The organism is Achromobacter seleniivolatilans (assembly GCF_030864005.1).
In the GTDB taxonomy this organism is placed as follows: Bacteria; Pseudomonadota; Gammaproteobacteria; order Burkholderiales; family Burkholderiaceae_B; genus Achromobacter; species Achromobacter seleniivolatilans.
Genome location: NZ_CP132976.1, coordinates 1,646,001 through 1,664,652, shown reverse-complemented (window position 1 = coordinate 1,664,652; position 18,652 = coordinate 1,646,001). Strand labels below are relative to the sequence as shown.

Annotated in this window: 18 protein-coding genes; 10 read left to right on the top strand and 8 right to left on the bottom strand. The window is 61.9% G+C overall.

Translation table 11 applies throughout. From position 1 onward, the window contains the following. Positions 1-13: 13 nt before the first annotated feature. From RAS12_RS07475 to RAS12_RS07455, 5 genes are read right to left on the bottom strand one after another with little or no spacing between them, the layout of a single operon-like run. Positions 14-772, bottom strand: a complete 759-nt coding sequence (locus tag RAS12_RS07475) for an alpha/beta hydrolase family protein (protein WP_306946814.1) — start codon at positions 770-772, stop codon at positions 14-16. Continuing rightward, the gene (locus RAS12_RS07470; protein WP_306946812.1) at positions 756-1,907 is read right to left on the bottom strand and encodes a DUF3182 family protein; all 1,152 of its coding nucleotides are present in this window, start codon (positions 1,905-1,907) and stop codon (positions 756-758) included. The genes RAS12_RS07475 and RAS12_RS07470 overlap by 17 nt, the downstream gene beginning before the upstream one ends. A 39-nt stretch (positions 1,908-1,946) precedes the next feature. Then, a complete protein-coding gene (locus RAS12_RS07465) occupies positions 1,947-2,948 on the bottom strand; it encodes a lysylphosphatidylglycerol synthase domain-containing protein (RefSeq protein ID WP_306946810.1) in 1,002 nt (333 codons plus the stop codon). Continuing rightward, positions 2,945-4,147, bottom strand: coding sequence for a cardiolipin synthase ClsB (gene clsB, locus RAS12_RS07460; protein ID WP_306946808.1), 1,203 nt, complete (start codon positions 4,145-4,147; stop codon positions 2,945-2,947). The genes RAS12_RS07465 and clsB overlap by 4 nt, the downstream gene beginning before the upstream one ends. Next, positions 4,144-4,914: an endonuclease/exonuclease/phosphatase family protein gene (locus tag RAS12_RS07455; RefSeq protein ID WP_306946806.1), complete on the bottom strand. Its 771-nt coding sequence runs from the start codon at positions 4,912-4,914 to the stop codon at positions 4,144-4,146. Before RAS12_RS07455 ends, clsB begins: the two co-directional genes overlap by 4 nt. Positions 4,915-5,107: 193 nt before the next feature. Between RAS12_RS07455 and fhuE the strand changes: the two genes are divergently transcribed. Further along, positions 5,108-7,303, top strand: a complete 2,196-nt coding sequence (gene fhuE / locus RAS12_RS07450; protein WP_306946804.1) for a ferric-rhodotorulic acid/ferric-coprogen receptor FhuE — start codon at positions 5,108-5,110, stop codon at positions 7,301-7,303. A gap of 98 nt (positions 7,304-7,401) precedes the next feature. Here fhuE and RAS12_RS07445 read toward each other — a convergent pair whose 3' ends face one another. Next, a complete protein-coding gene (locus RAS12_RS07445; RefSeq protein ID WP_306946802.1) occupies positions 7,402-7,692 on the bottom strand; it encodes a hypothetical protein in 291 nt (96 codons plus the stop codon). Between the two features lie 185 nt (positions 7,693-7,877). On the opposite strand from RAS12_RS07445, the gene RAS12_RS07440 reads away from it, so the two are divergent. Continuing rightward, on the top strand, positions 7,878-8,069 hold the full coding sequence (locus RAS12_RS07440; RefSeq protein ID WP_306946800.1) for a hypothetical protein: 192 nt from the start codon (positions 7,878-7,880) through the stop codon (positions 8,067-8,069). A 39-nt stretch (positions 8,070-8,108) separates the two neighbouring features. Next, the gene (locus RAS12_RS07435; RefSeq protein ID WP_306946798.1) at positions 8,109-8,645 is read left to right on the top strand and encodes a hypothetical protein; all 537 of its coding nucleotides are present in this window, start codon (positions 8,109-8,111) and stop codon (positions 8,643-8,645) included. 9 nt (positions 8,646-8,654) lie between these two features. Here RAS12_RS07435 and RAS12_RS07430 read toward each other — a convergent pair whose 3' ends face one another. Next, positions 8,655-8,879 (bottom strand): YMGG-like glycine zipper-containing protein, encoded by a 225-nt coding sequence (locus tag RAS12_RS07430; protein ID WP_306946796.1) that lies wholly within the window; start codon positions 8,877-8,879, stop codon positions 8,655-8,657. A gap of 10 nt (positions 8,880-8,889) precedes the next feature. Next, positions 8,890-9,273 carry a hypothetical protein gene (locus RAS12_RS07425; protein ID WP_306946793.1) on the bottom strand — a complete coding sequence of 128 codons (384 nt, stop codon included), beginning with the start codon at positions 9,271-9,273 and terminating at the stop codon, positions 8,890-8,892. A 246-nt stretch (positions 9,274-9,519) separates the two neighbouring features. On the opposite strand from RAS12_RS07425, the gene RAS12_RS07420 reads away from it, so the two are divergent. From RAS12_RS07420 to RAS12_RS07390, 7 genes are all read left to right on the top strand, one after another. Further along, positions 9,520-10,650 carry an NAD(P)/FAD-dependent oxidoreductase gene (locus RAS12_RS07420; RefSeq protein ID WP_306946791.1) on the top strand — a complete coding sequence of 377 codons (1,131 nt, stop codon included), beginning with the start codon at positions 9,520-9,522 and terminating at the stop codon, positions 10,648-10,650. 41 nt (positions 10,651-10,691) lie between these two features. Then, positions 10,692-11,843, top strand: a complete 1,152-nt coding sequence (locus RAS12_RS07415; protein ID WP_306946788.1) for an NAD(P)/FAD-dependent oxidoreductase — start codon at positions 10,692-10,694, stop codon at positions 11,841-11,843. 57 nt (positions 11,844-11,900) lie between these two features. Then, positions 11,901-13,526, top strand: a complete 1,626-nt coding sequence (locus RAS12_RS07410; protein ID WP_306946786.1) for an ABC transporter substrate-binding protein — start codon at positions 11,901-11,903, stop codon at positions 13,524-13,526. Positions 13,527-13,532: 6 nt separating this feature from the next. Next, positions 13,533-14,483 carry an ABC transporter permease gene (locus RAS12_RS07405; protein ID WP_306946784.1) on the top strand — a complete coding sequence of 317 codons (951 nt, stop codon included), beginning with the start codon at positions 13,533-13,535 and terminating at the stop codon, positions 14,481-14,483. Between the two features lie 7 nt (positions 14,484-14,490). Continuing rightward, complete coding sequence (locus tag RAS12_RS07400; protein ID WP_306946782.1) at positions 14,491-15,390, top strand: ABC transporter permease; 900 nt, start codon at positions 14,491-14,493, stop codon at positions 15,388-15,390. Next, entirely contained in the window at positions 15,387-17,060 is a 1,674-nt protein-coding gene (locus RAS12_RS07395) for a dipeptide ABC transporter ATP-binding protein (protein ID WP_306946781.1), read from the top strand. Before RAS12_RS07400 ends, RAS12_RS07395 begins: the two co-directional genes overlap by 4 nt. A gap of 468 nt (positions 17,061-17,528) precedes the next feature. After that, on the top strand, positions 17,529-18,641 hold the full coding sequence (locus RAS12_RS07390; RefSeq protein ID WP_306946779.1) for an ABC transporter substrate-binding protein: 1,113 nt from the start codon (positions 17,529-17,531) through the stop codon (positions 18,639-18,641). The last annotated feature ends 11 nt before the right edge of the window (positions 18,642-18,652 follow it).

The window sequence follows — 18,652 nt, the reverse complement described above, 5'->3', positions numbered from 1 at the left end:
GGCTTGCTGTGGATTACGGCACCGGCCGCGGATCTCCGATGCGCGCGCCGGTGACCATTTCCGTCACCCAGTTGACCAGGACTGACGTGTAGGCGCGCTGCGCCGACTTTTCGGTAAGCGCGTGATCCGCCCCGTCGATGATGCGATGCGTCATCGAATGAGCTCGGCGGAATGCCGACCGGTAACTCATGATTGTCGAGTGCGGGATGAACGTGTCGTGCTCGGCCTCCACAATCAGTACGTCACCCGCGAACGCCGCGCAGGCTTTCAAGGCGCGGTTTTCTTCCGGCGACACATACGTGTTGCGGTAAGCGCGCAGGGTTTCACGGTTGAGCTGGTTCTTCGGCAGCAGCCATTCATCGTCGCGGTACAGCGCGGGCACGTGCAGCCCCAGCCAGCGCACCGGCCGCAAGCTGCACAGCAGGGCCGCCAGATATCCGCCGTAGCTGCTGCCCACCACCGCCACTGAACCCGAATCCAGCGACGGATGGCTGGCCAGCCTGTCATACGCGGCTAGCACGTCGCGCAGATTGTCTTCGCGGGTTACTTGAAGTTGTTGCGCCTGGGTGGCGGCATGGCCACGCAGATCAAAGGTCAGGCAAACACAGCCCAGCGCGGCAATTCCTTTGGCACGCGACAGGTCAAAGGTTTGACTGCCGCCCCAGCCATGAATGAACAACACTCCTGGTACTTTGTTTTCGGGTGTCAGGAACGTGGCGTCCAGCGTTTGGCCGTCGACGGAAAGCGCGATCGGATCACTGTGGGCCGCCATCCGCGTTCTCCTCATCCGTCTCCTGCAAGACGCCGCCCGACTTGCTGATATGGCCCACGGACGAATCAACCCCGTGAAATACCAAACGTTCCGGATGCGGCGCGGGTTCTTTATGGCCATAACGTTCGCGGGTGGCGGCACGCACCGACGCCATGACGGGCGACTGGGCGAAGGACTGCATAGCCGCAAGCTCGGCCAGGCTGGCGCCGCCAGCCCGCCAGGATTGCTCCAGAACGCCTGATCGAATTTCGCCCGACGCGGCAAGGCCAAACGCGACGTCATAGTTCCTGCGGGATGCGAATAGTGCCGGGTATGCCGTGGAGACAGCCGCGTCGTAGTGGCACGCCAAGTCCACCGCCAATCGTTCGTCTGCGCTCAAGTCCAGCGCGCGCAACGCGTCAAAGCCCCCTCGGGCCAGCCGCAATTCGGAACCGCCATAGACGGAAGTGCCCTGATTGTCCGGGGTCAGGGACTGCGTGCCGACGTAGGCGATTTCCATCTTGCCCACGCGCGCCCAGCCCACGCTGTAGGTCACCACGTCTTTCAGGTCTTCTTCCAGCACCAGGCCCAGCCTGCGCATCACCGGGGCGGATTGTTCAGCTAAACCGGCGCGCAGCTCGGCCGCATTGCGTGCCACTACCTGTCCGCGTCCCGCAATGCCGTCCGCGGGCTTGATGCGGACAGCGCCTTGTTTCAATAATTTCAATCCCGCCGCTTCGGCGTCTTGCGGCGTGAATGCTGTGTAGCCACTCAGCACCACATCGCGAAGCGTATTGGCCAATTCGCGCACCCAGGCCGCGGGGGCTTTGGCGTGTACGTCAATCAGCCCGTGAGTAATGGATTTTCCTGCCACGAAGGAATGCGGGGCCACCCCGCCGTACAGGTCTGCGGCGCGATTGATGCCCAGCCGTCCTGCCCGGTCGACGCCGATGAGCGTGCGGTCTGGCACGAAATAGGGCGGCGGTTCGCCACGGCGCCGGCTGGGCCGGTAGCTCGGGTCAAAGCGCCTGCCCAACAAGGAGGCCAGACGCCCGGCCAGCGCTTCCTGAGATGCGATTTCGTGTTCGGACGCATCCGCGCGCCGCGGAAAGGCGACCACCAGGTCGGACGAGGGAGGGGGGCTGGGAGGTGTCATGCCTGCCGGCGCAGCAAGCCGCGTGCCCACAGCATGCTGCTATAGAGTCAGCTTGTCTGTAGGCTGTAGCGGTTGCGGCGACTGCCGCTTGCGCCAAGCCAGCAAGGCTTCGGCAATCGGAAACGCCAGCAATGCCAGGCAGAGCGGTGTCAGCGCGTAAAACGCCCGGTAGGCCAAGGCGGCGCCCAGCACCTCGGTGGCTGGCAAGGGTGGAGACAGCACCGCGACGAAGATGGCTTCAGTCGTGCCCAGACCGCCAGGCACGCGGGTCAGCACAGCCGCGAAGCTGGAACACAGCAAAATGCCCAGTACCACAGGGTAGGGCGCCTTGCCTTGCAGCAGCACCCAGGCGACAGCGCCCATGCACATCCACGACAGCGCGCCGATCAGGCTTTGCAACAGGGCCATGCGGCCGCGCGGCAAATGGATCTTTTGCCCCAGCCAAGTGGCAGAACGGCGCTTGGACCGGGCGCAAAGCCATACATAAGAGGCAACAGCCGCCAGCAATACCGCGCCGATCCCGCGCAGGAGTCCACTGCCGATGTCCCACCCCGAGGGCACGGGGATGGCGCCACTGACAAACACCACCCCGGCGACCCATCCATAGCCTATCCAGTTGGACGCCGCCGAGAACAAGGCGACCCGGGTCGCGATTGCCTTGCGGCAGCCCAGCTTGGCGTAAAGCCGCAAGCGCGCCCCAAGGCCGCCGACCAGCACGCCCAGGCTCAGGTTTAGCGCGTAACTGACCATCGCTACCCCCAACACCGTGGGCCACGGCAATTTGTGCCCCGTGTAGCGGCGCCCGAGCAGGTCTAAAGAGCCATAGATCAAATAGCCTGATGCGACAAGGCCCGCTGCGATCAACACCGATTCGCGCGGAATGCGGCGCATGGCCAGCCAGACCTGCGGCCAGTCCACCGAACGGCCAAAGTAAAACAGCAGGCAGGCGACGACAGCAAGAATCAGCCACGGCAGCACTTTCTTGATGCGCGGCCAGCGGTGGCGCAGCGACCGCATGAAGGATGTGCGAAAGATCCTCATGCCGTCTCGCTTTCGCTTGGGCTATCGGCCTTCACGGTGTGCAGGCGCGGCTTGTGGGCGGGCAAAGATCCCGCCCAGACGGGAAACCGTCGTAAGAAGTGAAACACCACCACACCCAGCCAGAACCGCCGCAGTCCGCGCGTGGGTTTGGACGCCGCAGGCACGGGCTTGCAGTCCTGGGCAATCAGCCGTTCCAGGCTGGCTCGCAAGGCGCTGTTCAGCGAGGCATCCCGCGCCACGACGTTCGCCTCAAGGTTCAAGGCCAGACTCAGAGGATCGAGATTGCTTGAACCCACGGTGGACCAGTCGTCATCGACGCAAGCTACCTTGCCGTGCAGGGGCCGTTTGCAATATTCAAAGATCTCGACGCCGGCCGCGATCAAATAGTCATACAGCATGGTCGCGGCCAACCGGGCCACCAGCATATCGGGTTCGCCTTGCAGCAGCAGCCGCACCCGTACTCCGCGCCTGGCGGCTTTGACCAGGTCCCGAAGCAGCCGGTAGCCAGGGAAGAAATAGGCATTGGCAATCAGCACATCATGTTTGGCGGACCGCAGGCCGGCCCGGTAGTAGCGTTCAATATCCGTCGTATGGCCCAGGTTATCGCGTACCACCAGACGCCCGCCGCCATCGCCGTCGGGCATGGAGTCCCGGTCGCCGCGCCTCCAGCGGCGCGGGCGGTGACGCGCCAGCGCCGCACGCGCATAGTCTGCGATGTCGGCCGCCAGCGGCCCGTCAACCTGCACGGCGTAGTCTTGTTTGGCCTGCGGCCCGAAGTCTGGCAGGTGGTCGGCCGAGAAATTGATACCCCCAACGAGCGCGCAAACGCCGTCCACGGCCACAATCTTCCGGTGCATACGGCGAAATACATTCGTGCGGATACCCAAAAGCCTGGGGCGCGGGTCAAAGATGTGGAACCGTACGCCGCTGGCTGTCATGGCAGCGACGAACGCTTCAGACAGTTCGTCCGACCCGTAGCCGTCCACCAGCAGGTCCACGTTGACGCCGCGCTGTGCCGCTGCGATCAGGACCTGCTGCAATTCCTGACCCACCTTGTCGTCGAACAGGATGAAAGTCTCGACCAGTACCTCGTTCTTTGCGGCCTCGATGGCGCGGCGCACGGCCGGAAAATAGACTTCGCCGTTTTCAAGCAATGTGTAGCGGTTGCCCTCGCGCCATCCCAGATTCACGGCATTCATAACGCAATCTCCGCAGAGATCGGCACATGGTCAGACAGCCGCGACCACACGCGAGACGCCAGCGGCAGGGGCTGCCAGTCGCGCACGTTGCGCACATAGATCCTGTCCAGGCGCAGCACGGGCCAACGCGCCGGAAAGGTGCGGGCAGGGCGGCCCAGCCGGGTCGTGAAGACTTCCTTTGCGCCGCAGCTGACCATCAGACGGTCTGCCTTGTGCCGCCAGTCATTGAAGTCGCCCGCGATAAGCAAGGGTTCATCAGCAGGAACATCGCGGTCCACCAGACGGCAAAGTCTGCGCATTTGTTCGCCGCGATGGCGTTCCAGCAAGCCCAGATGCACGCAAATCGTGTGCACCGGGGTGTCGTGGCCGGGTACGCGCAGCACGCAGTGCAGCAGGCCCCGGCCTTCATGCCCGTGAACGCTGACATCGTGATTCTCAAACCGCTCTATTGGGTAGCGCGACAGGATGGCATTGCCATGGTGCCCGGCGGGATAGACCGCGTTACGGCCATAGGCGTAGTCGGACCACAAGGTATCTGCCAGAAATTCATATTGCGATATGGCGGGCCACGCGCCCACGTGACGTTCCGCGTGGGTCACATGTTCCCCCAGCACTTCTTGCAGAAACACCACGTCTGGCGCTGCCATCCGCAGCGCTTCGCGCAGGTCGTGCAACATAAAACGGCGATTGAAACTGGTGAAGCCCTTATGGGTGTTGACGGTAAGCACCGTCAGCAGCTGCGGGGAACCATCGGCGGGAACTGCCATAGTCGCTCCGGACAGAGAAAAGTCCGTGACTGCCGCAATTCGCGTGCCTGGGCGTAGGCCTGTTTCGAGAGCCCGGGCGATGTAGAAACAGGGTCAGAGCAGAGTCGTAAATTCGCCACACATAATCTACATGCGAATCAGTTGCATTACACTTTTCTCCGATTCATCGTCGGGTCAGGGAAAGGGAATTTACATGCAAGATCAATGGCCTGTTGGCCTCACTGCCGCAGCACGCACACAGTTTGTCCTGCGCCGCACCTGCGGCCTGCTTTTTTTAGCATTCGCATCCGCCGCCGCGTCGGCGCAGCAAAGTGGTGTGGCCACATTGCCTTCCGTACAAGTCGTAGGCGAATCGGACAGCACCACAACCGAGGGCACTGGCTCATACACACCGCGAGCCACCTCCGCCAGCACGGGGCTACCCTTAACGCTGCGAGAAACGCCGCAGTCGGTAACCGTCGTTACCCGTCAACGCATGGAAGATGAAGACATGCGATCGCTGGCCGACGTCATGGCCAGCACGCCGGGCATTTCGGTACAGACCTACGACAGTGAGCGGTCTTCGTTCAGCTCACGGGGTTTCAGTGTCAGCAACTACATGTATGACGGCATGCCCACGAGTTTTGACGTCGGTTATGCGGCTGGGGAGTCATCCATTGATCCCATCATTTATGACCGGATAGAAGTCGTTCGCGGCGCAACCGGGCTGATGACGGGCGCGGGCAATCCATCTGCGTCGATCAATCTGGTGCGCAAACATGCCATCAGCCGCGAATTCAAGGCGGATGTAAGCGTCAGCGCAGGCAATTGGGATACATATCGTGGCTCGGTAGACCTGTCCACGCCGCTAAACACCGAGGGGAGCGTGCGCGGGCGTATCGTATCGGCGTATCAAGACAACCATTCCTATCTGGACGGCTATCAGAATCGCAAGAAGATCTTCTATGGCGTGGTGGATGCCGACCTGACGTCGCGCACCACTCTCAGCATCGGGTTCAACTACCAGAACAACGATCCGCAGCGCAGCAGTTGGGGCGGCTTCCCGCTGTGGTACGCCGACGGCGGCCGTACCGATTGGCGCCGTTCGCTTAACACGGGGGCAGACTGGAGCTCTTGGGGCAGCACGACACAAGGGGGCTTCGCCACCCTGGAACACCGCTTTGACAATGAATGGAAAGTCGAGGCCGCAGTCTCCCATTCCAAGCACGAGATGGACGGCAAACTGCTCTATCTGTACGGCTGGCCCGATCGGGAAACCGGCCTGGGCATGGGCGCATCGCCCGCATGGTACTTGGGGGATCGCAAGCAGAACAGTTTGGACGTCAAGGCGTCCGGCCCCTTTACCCTGTTCGGCCGCCGTCATGAGGCCGTGGTGGGGGCGAGCCTGAATCGCCAATACGCCGATTTTGACTACCGTGCCGCTATGTCCACCACGCCGGTTGGCAATTTCATGAACTGGGACGGTTCCTACCCTGAACCCGATTGGAGCGACACTTCGGTTACGGCAAGCCGATACACCACCAAGCAAACCGGGTGGTATGGGGCGCTGCGCCTCAATCTGGCAGATCCGCTGAAATTGATCGTGGGCGGGCGATACAGCACATGGAAGACTGACTCGGTCGGCTTTGACGGCGGCAGCCGCATGGCCTTTGAGAAGAATGAATTTACGCCTTACGCCGGGTTGTTATACGACATCAATGAAACGTACACCGCCTACGTGAGCTATACCGGAATCTTCAATCCGCAAAGCTATCAGGACCGCAACGGGGGCTGGCTGGACCCGCTGGACGGCAAGGCGTACGAGGCCGGTATCAAAGGCGAGTTTCTGGAAGGGCGCCTGAACGCCAGCGCCGCAGTGTTCCAAGTGGAACAGGACAACGTGGCACAGATCGATCCCGGTTACATGGTGCCCGGCACGATCAACCAGGCCTATTCGGCTGCTCAGGGCACGCGCAGCCGCGGGTTTGACCTGGAAGTCTCAGGTGAAGTGTCGCCGGGCTGGAATCTTGCGGCCGGGTGGTCGCACTGGACCGCCCGTGATGGCCAAGGCAATGCGATTCAGACTGACCAGCCTCGCAGTCTGGTACGGGTCTTCACCACCTATCAATTGCCGGGTGACTGGAATCGACTGACTGTAGGCGGCGGCGTCAACTGGCAGAGCGGTGTTTACTCGATTGGCAGCGGCCCCAATGGAGATGAACGGGTCGGCCAGGGTAGTTATGCCATCACCAACCTGATGGCGCGCTATCGCTTCAACCGCAACCTTACGGCCCAGCTTAACGTCAACAACCTATTTGACCGCAAGTACTACAGCCAGGTCGGGTTCTACAGCCAAGGGGCGTGGGGGGCGGGCAGAAGCGCCGTGCTGACCATGCGGTATCAATACTGAGCCTGGAGCGGGATGCGGCCCGGCGCCGGTAAGTTCTTACCTGGCGGTGTAAAAGCATCCCGCACACCCTGAATCCTCTTCAGCGCTGGCGAGCCCGGTCACGCGGTCAACACGGAAAAGCTCAACAGCATCGCGGCGCAAATGGCCCAAAACACAAGGAGCAGATACACGCCAAACCCGACGCGCTTGCGCCGATGTACTTCGGCAGGGATCGGGGGCGGCGGAGTGGCCCCTGCGGGTTCCAGGTGCGCAAAGATGCCGTTGGCGCAGGGCGGATAAGCCGCTGCTTCCGGCGCGATTGCCTCGCTTGACGCTGTATGGGGATGAAGGAAATGCACCGTTGTGCCGCCGATTTGCATCGGCGCGGGGATGGGCTGGGGCGAGGCCATGGAAGATCCTTGTTTCGACAACCGCGAAACTCGCAGCGCCATGTTGCCGTCTGGCTGCCGCCGCGAAGGGGATTTCCCTCTAGCAAGCGGCGTGCCCAAGACAGTCAGACAAAGGTTTTTTTGCTTGGGCACGCGACTTGCTGAAGGGGGTATGCGGTCTTTCATGGTTTCCCAGGAGAAGCGTCATGGAATTACAGAACAACAATCCCCAATTGGTGCGCCCTTTAAGTGACGGAGAGCGCCGTGCGCAGCGCACGTTGGCTGCTGCGCAACGGCTGCTGCATCCCGATGAACCGCAATCGGAAGCCATTTCTTCGGTAGAGGCCGAATTGGCGGGGTACGTTAAAAACGCCTACGCTCGCCGCGCATACGGTTAAGGAGCGGCATCGGCTGCGCCGGGGCGGGATAATGGCGGCATGACGTCAATATCCCTTCTTACCTTCCTGCAAACCGGCGCGTTTGGCCCGTATATGCCTGTGGCTTCCAGCACGCCTGAAGCGGTAATCGCCGCATTGGGCGAGCCAGAGGAAATCTATAGCCCCGCTGATCTGGATCGCCCGTACCGCGCGGACGATCCAGCCTGCTTCCCGTTGATCATCACGTATGGCGACGCTGAATTTCATTTTGCTGCGGCAACGGCTCTGGCCACCGTCTTTGTGGATAGTTTCAGCGGACGAGGGGGCGTGGCTTGCGGCGGCTCGCTAGCGTTAATGCAAGCAGACCTGCTGCCCGTTGGCATGGCTATGCAACAGTTTCTGGACACAGCGCCAGGCTATGGAATCGGTATCCGGTCCGTGCGGCCTCATATGCCGCCATTTGCTTTTCAAGTAAGAACAGCCGGCGGCGTGGATATCGGGTTTGAGCACGACGATCCTGACGACTCCGAGTCAGTGCCGCGATTGACGTGGTTCTGCTGGACACCGGGGGCGGACTCGTCCCCGGCGCCTGCATAAGGCATTGAATCAGTGGGAGTTTCCACCGCGGATATTGCCCGCGACGCCGCCCGCCACGCCACCTATGGCCGCGCCAGTCCAGGCGCTGCCGCCCGCGATGGCAGCGATACCGGCGCCAGCTGCGGCGCCTATGGCTGCGCCTGACATCGTGCCCTGTTGTTTAGGGGTCATGTTGGTGCAGGCCCCTAGCGTTCCTATTGCAACGCCCAAGATAATCGATCGAATAATCTTCATGACGGCTCCTTCAGGGGGTGCGCTTGGCGCCGGGTACGACGATCTCAAACCACAGGGTTTCGATCACGGGGCGGTCCAGCCGCGTCGGATTGGCGGCATACCAGCGATCCAGCCCGTCACGCACTGAGTCGATGGTATGGGTTTGCAAACCCTTGGAGAATCTGGGGATCAGGCTTTGGCTATCGGGGGGCGCGCGGCGCTCTTGATACGCCCGTTCAACTTGAAGAAGATTGGCCACGCCCAGTAGATAGGCTTTCTTCAGATTGGCGTCGGACTCAGTCCATTGTTTGCCCGTCACAATTGGGACGGGGTCCGCTGTTTGAGCCACGCCGGGCGTGGAAAACAGCAGGGATGCAGCAAGGGCTGCAGGGCCTAGCAGGTGTTTCACTTTCATCGCATCGCTCCTGGCGGGCACAAAAGATAAAAAACAACCTAGGAATGCTGTTCTGGGCAATTGCCGCAACGGGCAAACCCGCAAACAGCATTGCTCAATTTATGTCCGAAAGCGGGCCGCTGCAAGCGCTACGCGAACCGCGCGCCAACGCCGCATGCGATATCCATATGCCGATTAGGTCGTTGGTGCACTGCTGCGACTCATCCAGAATGGCCCGCTGATAAGTCGTGCCTGAAGGATGATTTGATGTCTGTGGTGAAGAAGGTCGTGGTAATCGGGGCAGGTGTGTTGGGTTTAAGTGTGGCAACTGAGGCCGCGGCTCGCGGCGCTCAGGTTGTGGTGGTAGAGCTGCCGCCAGACCATCGCACGGCATCGCTGCGTTCGTACTCTTGGCTGAATGCGTTTGGTGCAGCGCCAGAAAGTTACCGACGGCTGCGTCTGTTGTCCCTGGACCGCTATCGCGCACTTGCTGCTGCGGTGCCGCAAGCGGGCTGGCTGCGGTTCCACGGGTCGCTGACATGGCGCAATGCAGCGCAACAAGAACAATTGAAATCGCGCGCCGCACAGCTGGGCGAGTCCGGATACAGCGCACGCTGGCTCGACACGGATCAAGCCATACACGCGGAACCCGCGCTGGATCGCGCCGCTATCGACGGCTTTGGTCTGGTCGAGTCATCCATTGAAGGCTGGATTGATCTGCCCGAATACCTGAGCGTGTTGCGGCAGGGCTTAAGCGCCCGGCAGGTCCAATTCGTCACGGTGGGCCAATCGCCCCGGCTTCAGGCGGCTGGCGGAAAAATCACAGGTCTGGTGATCGATGATGGCGGCACAATCCACGCGGATGCCGTCGTGCTGGCTGTCGGCGCTGGCACGCCAGAGGTGCTGCGTCAGGTGGGCTTCGAGTTGCCTGCGCAAACCAATAACGCCTTGCTCGTTACGGCTCGCCGTCGCGGCGTCGCGCCCAAGTCTGTGCTGCGCGCACCCGATGTTGCCATCCGCCCGCGTGGGGATGGCGCGCTGGCCCTGCATGCGGACTGGGCCGATCTTGAAGTGACGGGCGATGACACGCAAGGCTGGAGCGTGCCGCCCGGCGTCATTCAAGCCGTGACCACGGCCGCGGCGCGCTGGCTTGATGGCAGCCCCGAATGGTCCGACGTGCGTACTGGCATCGGCCGGCGCCCGATTCCGGGAGATCAACGGGCCGTGGCAGGCGAACTGCCTTCCGTGTCTGGCCTGCATGTCTTGTTCAGCCACAGCGCCGCCACTCTGGCGCCCATTCTTTCCGAATTGCTCGCAGGCGAAATTGTCGATGGCGCTCAGTCGCCGCTGCTGGCCGACTTCCGGCCCGCGCGCTTCGTCACGCCAGCCGCTGCCTGACGCCTTAGACGTTTTCCTGAATCTGTCTGTGTGGATGAAATATGACTGACGTATCAAGTGATTATGTGATTGTGGGCGCTGGCATCTTTGGCGCGTCCCTGGCGTGGACGCTGGCAACAGCAGGCCATTCCGTTACCTTGCTGGAACGCCACGAAGTAGCCAGTGGCGCGTCCGGCGGCCCGGGCCATCGTGGCGTACGCGCCAATAACCGGGATTTGCGTGAGCTGCCGCTGGCCGTGCGCGCGTTGCAGATTTGGCCAACGCTGACGTCCCGGCTCGGCACTGACAGCGGGTTTCAACCTTTGGGCGGATTGAGCCTGGGTGAGTTGGAGCGGGTCGGCGGCACGCATGGCCGCGTAACACTGGCGGCTCGCGCCGCTGTCCAGAACGCGTACGGCGCCCGGACAGAGATTCTGGACGCCGCAGGGGTGCGTGAAAAGCTGCCTGATGTGTCGGATAAGGTGATCTATGCGCTATACAGCCCGAACGATGGCATTGCCGATCACAACATCGCCACTCGCGCCTTTGCACAAGCGGCGGTGGCGCAAGGCGTCACATTGATAGAGGGCGCCAATGTCTCGGCCGTTCAGTCCCATGGCGTTGGCAACGCGTCCGTTGTGTTGGCCGATGGGCGCGTCTACCGGGCCGAGCGGGCGGTGGTGCTTGCCGCGAACACCCAGGTCCCCAAACTGCTGAACGACGCGTTTGGCATTCAGTTGCCAATCTGGTCGTTCAACCCGCAGGTGGCGCAGTTGCGGGTTTCGCGTGATCTGAAGCTGGACTACCTGATCAACCACAGCAACCGGACCTTGTCGATTAAACGCGCCGATGCCGATCACATCACCGTCACGGGCGGCGCCGTCGGCCGCTGGGACGACGAGACCGAAACCGGCAACACAGATCTATCGACCTTGAACGCCAGTCTGACGGCCTTGACCGCCACATTTCCCAAGACGTCGGTGGATACGGTGGTGACCCATCTGGACGCCAGCCGGGCGGATTCCAGCTCGGTGGACCAGATTCCCGTCATCGATCGTGTGCCGGGTCACGAAAGCGTGCTGTACGCGACGGGGTGGAGCGGCCATGGTTTTGCCATCGGCCCGGCCGTGGCTGAAGCGGTCGCTGCGTGGCTGACATCGGGCGAACGCCCCGAGGTGCTGGCGCCGTTTGCGGCCGCGCGTTTTAAAGCGTAAACGCCGGGCAGTCTGCCGCTCTGGCATCGCCGTCCAATCTTTTCATCAGAGCCAATTGTGATCACTGAATATTCGTACACGCACGCGCCCTCGTTGCAACACCGCAAGATCTGGCCCGCCGCCATTGCCGGGCTGTTTGCCGGCGCCTTGCTAGCCAGCACAGCGTTGGCTGCCGAACCCGCGCCCCGCAGCGGCGGAAAACTGGTCTTGGCGCAAAGTTCTTTTCCGCCATGCCTGGATCTGGCGCAAAGCGCACGGGCGCAGAACGCCAGCCGCCAGGCGCTGGATACGCTGTTGGACCAGGACAAGCAGTCGGGCCAGATCCTGCCATGGCTGGCCACGCAATGGGAATTTCAGGACGATGGCAAGAAGCTGGTGCTGCGTCTGCGCGAAGGGGTGACGTTCAGCAATGGCGAGCCGTTGGACGCCAATACAGTCAAAGCAAATTTTGACGCGCTGGCCGTTTATGCCAAGGAAGGGCGCGCGCCGCAGGCATCAGGTTATCTGGCCGGGTACGTGGGGGCAGACGTTTTGGACCCGCTGACAGTGGTTATTCGATTCGACCACCCCAAAGCGGGGTTCCTGCAGGCGTTGACGGAAAAGACGTTGGCGCCGCTGGCGCTCGCCACATTGGCCAAGACGCCTGAACAGCGCTGCCAGGGAGCCATCATCGGCACCGGCCCCTTTGTGATTGATCAGGTGGTGAAGAACGAGAAAATTGTGTTGAAGCGCCGGCCCGACTACCAATGGGCGTCTTCGAACGCCGCGCACAATGGCCCGGCGTATCTGGACGAGGTCACGTTCCAGACAATTTCTGAGGGCAGCGTGCGGGTCGGCTCTTTGGTCAGCAAGCAGGTCGGCGCCATCGAAGAAATTCCAACCGAAGACGTCCAGCGCGTGAAAGCGGCGGGCGCAACGGTGGTGGCGCGCTCGGCAGGCGGTATTGGAATAACCCTTTATCCGAACATTGCCAGTCCCATCCTGGCACACCGCGAGGTGCGGCAGGCACTGGTGATCGGCGTGAACCGCGCGGAGATCATCGAGGCGCTCTACACCGAATACGACAAAGCGGCGACCAGCGTGCTGTCATCCACCGTGCCGGGCTACCTGGACCTCTCATCCAAGCTGGCCTATCAACCCGACGCCGCACGGGCCTTGCTGGACAAGGCAGGCTGGAAGCCGGGCAAGGACGGCATTCGCAGCCGCGACGGGCAACGTTTGCAAGTGGGCGTGACGTGGAGTTTTCCGGGTTACACGCCCACGCTTGAATTGATCAAGGAGCAACTGGCCCAGATCGGTCTGGACTTGCGGCTGAATCTGCGCTCGGACGCCGAAATCGGCGGTGTGATCCGCGCTGGCAACTATGACCTGCGCTTGTCGGATCTGACCCGGCCAGACCCCGATGTCTTGCTGGCGATGTTTTCCAGCAAGTTCGGCCGTGGCCTGGGCGCGCCGCAACCCGAGCTGGATGCCTTGTTGGATCAGCAAAGCGTAACGGTCGACACGGCTCGCCGCCTTAAGCTGGTCGGCGATATCCAAAGCACCATCATCGATCAGGGTTACGCCATTCCGCTGAAAGAGAGCAATACGGTATTCGCGGTGGCGCCCAATGTACGTGGCTTGTGGCTGTCCACGCCACGCTGGCCGGTGTTGCAGGATACGTGGCTGGCCTCCAGCCGCTGATTTCCAATGCGCCGCTACCTGCTTTCCCGCTTTGGACAGGCGATCTTCGTGGTGTGGGCCGCCTTTTCGGTGTCGTTCCTGATCTTGTACGTGCTGCCCGGCGATCCCGTGGCGATCATGCTGGATGCTCGGGGCGAGGGCGTGCTGGCAGACCCCGCGCAAGTGGCCCAGATGCGCAGCCAATTTGGCCTGGATAAGCCTGTCGTCGTGCAGTATCTGACAGCGCTGGGCCGTGCCGTGCAGGGCGACTTCGGGATATCGATCGAGAACGGCCAGGATGTCGTCGAGACGGTTCAAAAAGCCTTGCCCGAAACGCTGAAACTGGCGTCTCTGGCTCTGCTGATCTCGTTGGCGCTGGGCTTGGGTATCGCGCTGGCTGCCACCTACACGCGCCGCCGCTGGCTGTCGGATCTGCTGCTATGCCTGCCGCCGCTGGGCGTCAGCATTCCTTCCTTTTGGATCGGGCTCGCGCTGTTGCAGTTTTTCTCCTTCGGATGGGCGATTTTTCCGGCGACAGGAAACGCAGGCTTTGCGGCGTTGGTGTTGCCCGCGCTAACGCTGGCGATTCCGACCAGCGCGGCCATTGCCCAGGTACTGGCAAAGAGTCTGCAATCCGCCTTGCGGCAGGGGTACATCGACACCGCCTACGCCAAGGGCGCATCTCGCCGCCGCGTTCACTTACTGCATGCGTTGCGCAACGCTGCGATTCCCACGCTGACGCTGGTTGGAATGAGCGCCGGCCACTTGTTGGGCGGTTCGGTGGTGACGGAAACGGTGTTCTCTCGCACAGGCATTGGCCGCCTGACTGAAATCGCCGTGCAGGCGCAGGATATTCCCATGGTGCAAGGGCTGGTAGTGCTGTCCACGTTGATCTATGTGCTGGTCAATCTGCTGGTGGACCTGTTGTATCCCTTGTTCGACCCGCGCATCGTCTCGGCGCAGCGTGCTTACGCATAAAGACCCCATGGCTCGCTCCTATTCCCTTTTGCCGGACCCGTCTATCGCAGCGGCGCAGCCGCGGATGTTGCCCCGCCGCTGGCCGGAATTATTCGGTGACGCCCGCCGTTGGCTGGCGTTGTTGCTGGCGTTGAGTGTCGTGATTGTGGCGCTGGGCTGGGCGTTCTTTCCGGATGTCTTTGCCCCGCAAAGCCCTTTTCAGACCCATGTGGCGTGGCGTTTGCGGCCGCCTTCGGCGGCGCATTGGTTTGGCACGGATTACCTGGGCCGCGACGTTTACGCGCGCGTCGTACATGGCGCTGCATTGTCGTTGAAGGCTACCGTCATTGCCGTTTCTCTGGGGCTTGCTGCGGGTTGCGTGCTTGGGCTGCTGGCGGGATTCTCCGGGCGCGCGGTAGACGACGCGGTGATGCGGATTGTGGATGTGCTGCTGGCTATTCCATCTTTGCTCTTGTCGCTGATGGTCGTGACCGTGCTGGGCTTTGGAACCGTCAATGTTGCGTTGGCGGTAGGGGTGGCCACTATCGCAACCTTCGCCCGCGTGATGCGTGCCGAAGTGTTGCGGATCAAGGCTCACGCGTACATTGAAGCCGCATTTGGCAGCGGTCAACGTTGGTTCGGCGTGTTGCGGCGGCATGTGCTGCCCAACGCGGCCGGCCCTGTGCTGGTGTTGGCCGGGCTGGAATTCGGCTCGGCCATTCTGTCCGTGTCGGCCTTGAGCTTTCTGGGCTTTGGCGCGGCGCCGCCTGCGCCGGAGTGGGGCACGCTGGTCGCCGAAGGCCGCAATTATCTGGTGCGCGCGTGGTGGCTGACCGCGATGCCCGGCGCCGTCATCATCCTGGTGGTGCTGTCCACCAACAGCTTGGGAAAAACTCTGGAACGCCTGCGTACGAAAGGATCGCGATGACTACAGACTCCATTGGTTCAGCCGCGGGTCCGTTGCTGGACGTGCGTGGCTTGCATGTTGCCTATGCCGCCGGCAGACACGCAGTGCATGCCGTGCGTGGCGTCACCTTGCACGTGGATGGGGGTGAAATCGTCGCCATTGTGGGCGAATCAGGATCGGGCAAGTCTTCTACCGCGCACGCGATTATTGGCTTACTGCAAGAGGGCGCGCGCATTGCCAGCGGCTCGATCCGCTTTCAGGGCGAAGAGCTGACCCGCGCAGGCGAGGGCGCATGGCGCCGCCTGCGTGGCGCCCGAATCGGCCTGGTGCCGCAAGACCCCGCCGTCTCGCTGAACCCGGCCATGCGCATTGGTGATCAGGTGGCGGAAGTGCTGCGTATTCACGGTTTGGCAGACCGCGTGAACGCACGTCAGCGGGCGGTGCAGATCCTGGATCAAGTGGGCCTGTCGCAGCCGTCGTTGCGCGCAACGCAGTATCCGCATGAGTTATCAGGCGGTATGCGCCAACGGGTGTTGATAGGCATTGCGTTTGCCTGCCGGCCGGATCTGGTAATTGCCGACGAACCCACCAGCGCGCTGGACGCGACGGTTCAACGGCGAATACTGGATCAGCTGACACTGATGACGCAAGAGTGCAAAACATCGGTCTTGTTGATCACACATGATCTGGCGCTGGCCGCCGAAAGGGCTGACCGGGTCATCGTGATGCGCCAGGGGCTGATTGTGGAGGAAGGGCGTGCGCGTGATGTATTCGAACGGCCCCAACATCCCTACACGCAGGCCTTGCTTGCCGCGCGTCCCGGGGCATCTTCCCGAACGTTTGCGGTGTCGCCTCCAGAAGCGGCCAACGCCGCAGCGATCAAGCCCTTGCTGACGGTCAGCGACCTGAGCAAAACCTTTGCCTTGGCGGGCGGCGCGGCATTGCACGCCGTGCGCGGCGTGTCGTTTGACATTGCGCAGGGCCAGACCCTGGCCCTGGTGGGTGAATCCGGCTCTGGTAAATCCACCACCGCGCGCATGATCGTTCGCATGGAGCAACCCTCGGGGGGCCGCGTCACCTTCGCCGGGCAAGATATTGGCGGCCTCAAAGGCGAAGGGCTAAGGCTCTTGCGGCGGCGTATTCAGTTCGTGCATCAGAATCCGTACAGCTCGCTAGACCCCCGGTTCACCATCGAAGACATCCTGACCGAACCCTTGCGGGCCTTCCGGGCAGGATCGACGCGTGACCAGCGAGCCAGGGCGGCACAGCTCTTGGATCAGGTGGCATTGGAACGCGGGATGCTGTCGCGCAAACCTGCGGCGCTATCGGGCGGGCAGCGGCAACGGGTGGCCATCGCTCGGGCGCTGGCTCTGCAACCAGAGCTGATCGTGCTGGATGAACCGGTGTCCGCGTTGGACGTTGCGGTGCAAAGCCAGGTGCTGGACCTATTGCAGCAATTGCAGGCCGAATTCGGCCTGACCTATCTGCTGATCTCGCATGATCTGGAGGTTGTCCAGCACATCAGCGACCGGGTTGCGGTCATGGCGGCTGGCGTATTGGTGGAGCAGGGCGCCGTGGACCAGGTGTTCGCGAAGCCGCAGCACGCCTACACGCGGGAGCTCCTGGCGGCTCGTCCCGGCTATCGGGATGCCGGTCAACGGCAAACCGAGTTGGACGCTGAAGCGGCCTGAGCGGCGGCGTGGAGCGGGGCAGCAGCACGCGTTGCCCACCCGGCCATCAGCTCAATTCTGCCGGACAACGCGTATTGCGCGCTGTCCGGCGCAGCGGCCGTCGGGGCAGCGCCGGAATGAAACAGCAAACGCCTGCGGGCTGTGTCGATAGATGGCAGTTTCTTAAACGAACTCATGCTTCCGAACTCCAAAAGATTTCTGTGAAATAGCTTGGAGTCATACTAAGGAGCGCCAGCTGTGCAGACAAAGAATATCTAGGCATATGCTTGTTGCCGCATCAGGCGCAGCGACTTGCGGGCAAGGCGTGCTTGCGGTGGAACCCCAGTTTCACACTAGCTTATTGCTAATATTAAGTTAGCGTTTTATCGACAAAAAGTTAATGTTCCGACCTTCATGCCAGCGTGGCATGGCGTGGCGGTGATCAGAAAAACATGATCGCGCCGCGCGTTCAACATCGAGGTCGTCAACATGTCCCGTCGCTACTCCCGCCCGCTGTTCGCAGCGTTGTCTTCGCTTCTGACTGCGTCCGCGCTGGCTGCTGACCCTGTCAGCATCGGTTTCTTTTCTCACCTGTCCGGCAACTTCGCCCAATACGGCATCAGCTTCCAGGAAGGGGTGAACCTGTACCTGGACGAAGTGAAAGCCGCGGGCGGCATCGAAGGCCGTCCGGTAAAGCTCATCGTTGAAGACGATCGCAACTCTCCGCAGGAAGCCGCCACAGTAGCGCGCAAAATTGCTGAAACTCCGGGTGTGGTGCTGGCCATCGGCTCCTGGTCCACCACGGCTTCCGTCGCGGCGGCGCCCATCTTTACTGAAGCGAAGATTCCGCAGATCAGCCCGACCGCATCGCATCCCGACTTCTCCAAATTAAGCCCCTATCAATTCCGCCAGAACAACACGGATGACGTGCTGGCGCAGTACAACGCCGACACGATTCAAAAGCAGTTGAAGGCCAAGACTGTTGTCATTCCTTACTCGCAAGACGATTGGGGCCTCTACACCGGCAAGGCCACGGCTGCCGCCATCGTCAAGGGCGGCGGACAAGTGCTGCTGACCGAAGCCGTGGTGGCAGGCGCGAAGGACTTCCGGCCCTTGGTCAGCAAGATCAAATCGCTCAAGCCGGAAGGCGTGTTCCTGGCGCTGCCGTATCAGGAAGCGTCCATCTTCTTGCAGCAACTGCGCCAGGCTGGCGTCGACATTCCGGTGGGCGGCGGTATTCCGTTGACCTCGCCCAAGTTCCTGGAACTGAGCGGCAAGGCCGCCGAAGGCGTAGAACTGCACACCTTGTTCTTTGCAGGCAACCCGAAGACAGCGGCTTTCACCGAGGCCTATCGTAAAAAGTACAACCGCACGCCAGATCAGTTCGCCGCACTGGCCTATGACGCCACGGGCGTTGGCGTTGCCGCGATCCGCCGCGTGATTCAGTCGGGCAAGCCGCTGACCGGACAGGCCGTGCGCGACGAACTGGCCAACGGTGCGGCCTATCAAGGCATTACCGGCGTGACCAAGTACGAAAACGGCAACGTCCGCAAGGACCCGGTGTTCATCAAGGTCAGCAACGGCCAGTTCCAGATCGACTGATCAAACTGGCG

Excerpts from the sequence above, each read along its gene's own strand:
- RAS12_RS07430 (WP_306946796.1), bottom strand. The coding sequence starts at position 8,879 with ATGAAGATTATTCGATCGATTATCTTGGGCGTTGCAATAGGAACGCTA.
- RAS12_RS07420 (WP_306946791.1), top strand. The coding sequence starts at position 9,520 with ATGTCTGTGGTGAAGAAGGTCGTGGTAATCGGGGCAGGTGTGTTGGGT.
- RAS12_RS07425 (WP_306946793.1), bottom strand. The coding sequence starts at position 9,273 with ATGAAAGTGAAACACCTGCTAGGCCCTGCAGCCCTTGCTGCATCCCTG.
- RAS12_RS07470 (WP_306946812.1), bottom strand. The coding sequence starts at position 1,907 with ATGACACCTCCCAGCCCCCCTCCCTCGTCCGACCTGGTGGTCGCCTTT.
- RAS12_RS07455 (WP_306946806.1), bottom strand. The coding sequence starts at position 4,914 with ATGGCAGTTCCCGCCGATGGTTCCCCGCAGCTGCTGACGGTGCTTACC.
- clsB (WP_306946808.1), bottom strand. The coding sequence starts at position 4,147 with ATGAATGCCGTGAATCTGGGATGGCGCGAGGGCAACCGCTACACATTG.
- RAS12_RS07445 (WP_306946802.1), bottom strand. The coding sequence starts at position 7,692 with ATGGCCTCGCCCCAGCCCATCCCCGCGCCGATGCAAATCGGCGGCACA.
- RAS12_RS07475 (WP_306946814.1), bottom strand. The coding sequence starts at position 772 with ATGGCGGCCCACAGTGATCCGATCGCGCTTTCCGTCGACGGCCAAACG.
- RAS12_RS07405 (WP_306946784.1), top strand. The coding sequence starts at position 13,533 with ATGCGCCGCTACCTGCTTTCCCGCTTTGGACAGGCGATCTTCGTGGTG.
- RAS12_RS07400 (WP_306946782.1), top strand. The coding sequence starts at position 14,491 with ATGGCTCGCTCCTATTCCCTTTTGCCGGACCCGTCTATCGCAGCGGCG.
- fhuE (WP_306946804.1), top strand. The coding sequence starts at position 5,108 with ATGCAAGATCAATGGCCTGTTGGCCTCACTGCCGCAGCACGCACACAG.
- RAS12_RS07395 (WP_306946781.1), top strand. The coding sequence starts at position 15,387 with ATGACTACAGACTCCATTGGTTCAGCCGCGGGTCCGTTGCTGGACGTG.
- RAS12_RS07415 (WP_306946788.1), top strand. The coding sequence starts at position 10,692 with ATGACTGACGTATCAAGTGATTATGTGATTGTGGGCGCTGGCATCTTT.
- RAS12_RS07465 (WP_306946810.1), bottom strand. The coding sequence starts at position 2,948 with ATGAGGATCTTTCGCACATCCTTCATGCGGTCGCTGCGCCACCGCTGG.
- RAS12_RS07390 (WP_306946779.1), top strand. The coding sequence starts at position 17,529 with ATGTCCCGTCGCTACTCCCGCCCGCTGTTCGCAGCGTTGTCTTCGCTT.
- RAS12_RS07440 (WP_306946800.1), top strand. The coding sequence starts at position 7,878 with ATGGAATTACAGAACAACAATCCCCAATTGGTGCGCCCTTTAAGTGAC.
- RAS12_RS07435 (WP_306946798.1), top strand. The coding sequence starts at position 8,109 with ATGACGTCAATATCCCTTCTTACCTTCCTGCAAACCGGCGCGTTTGGC.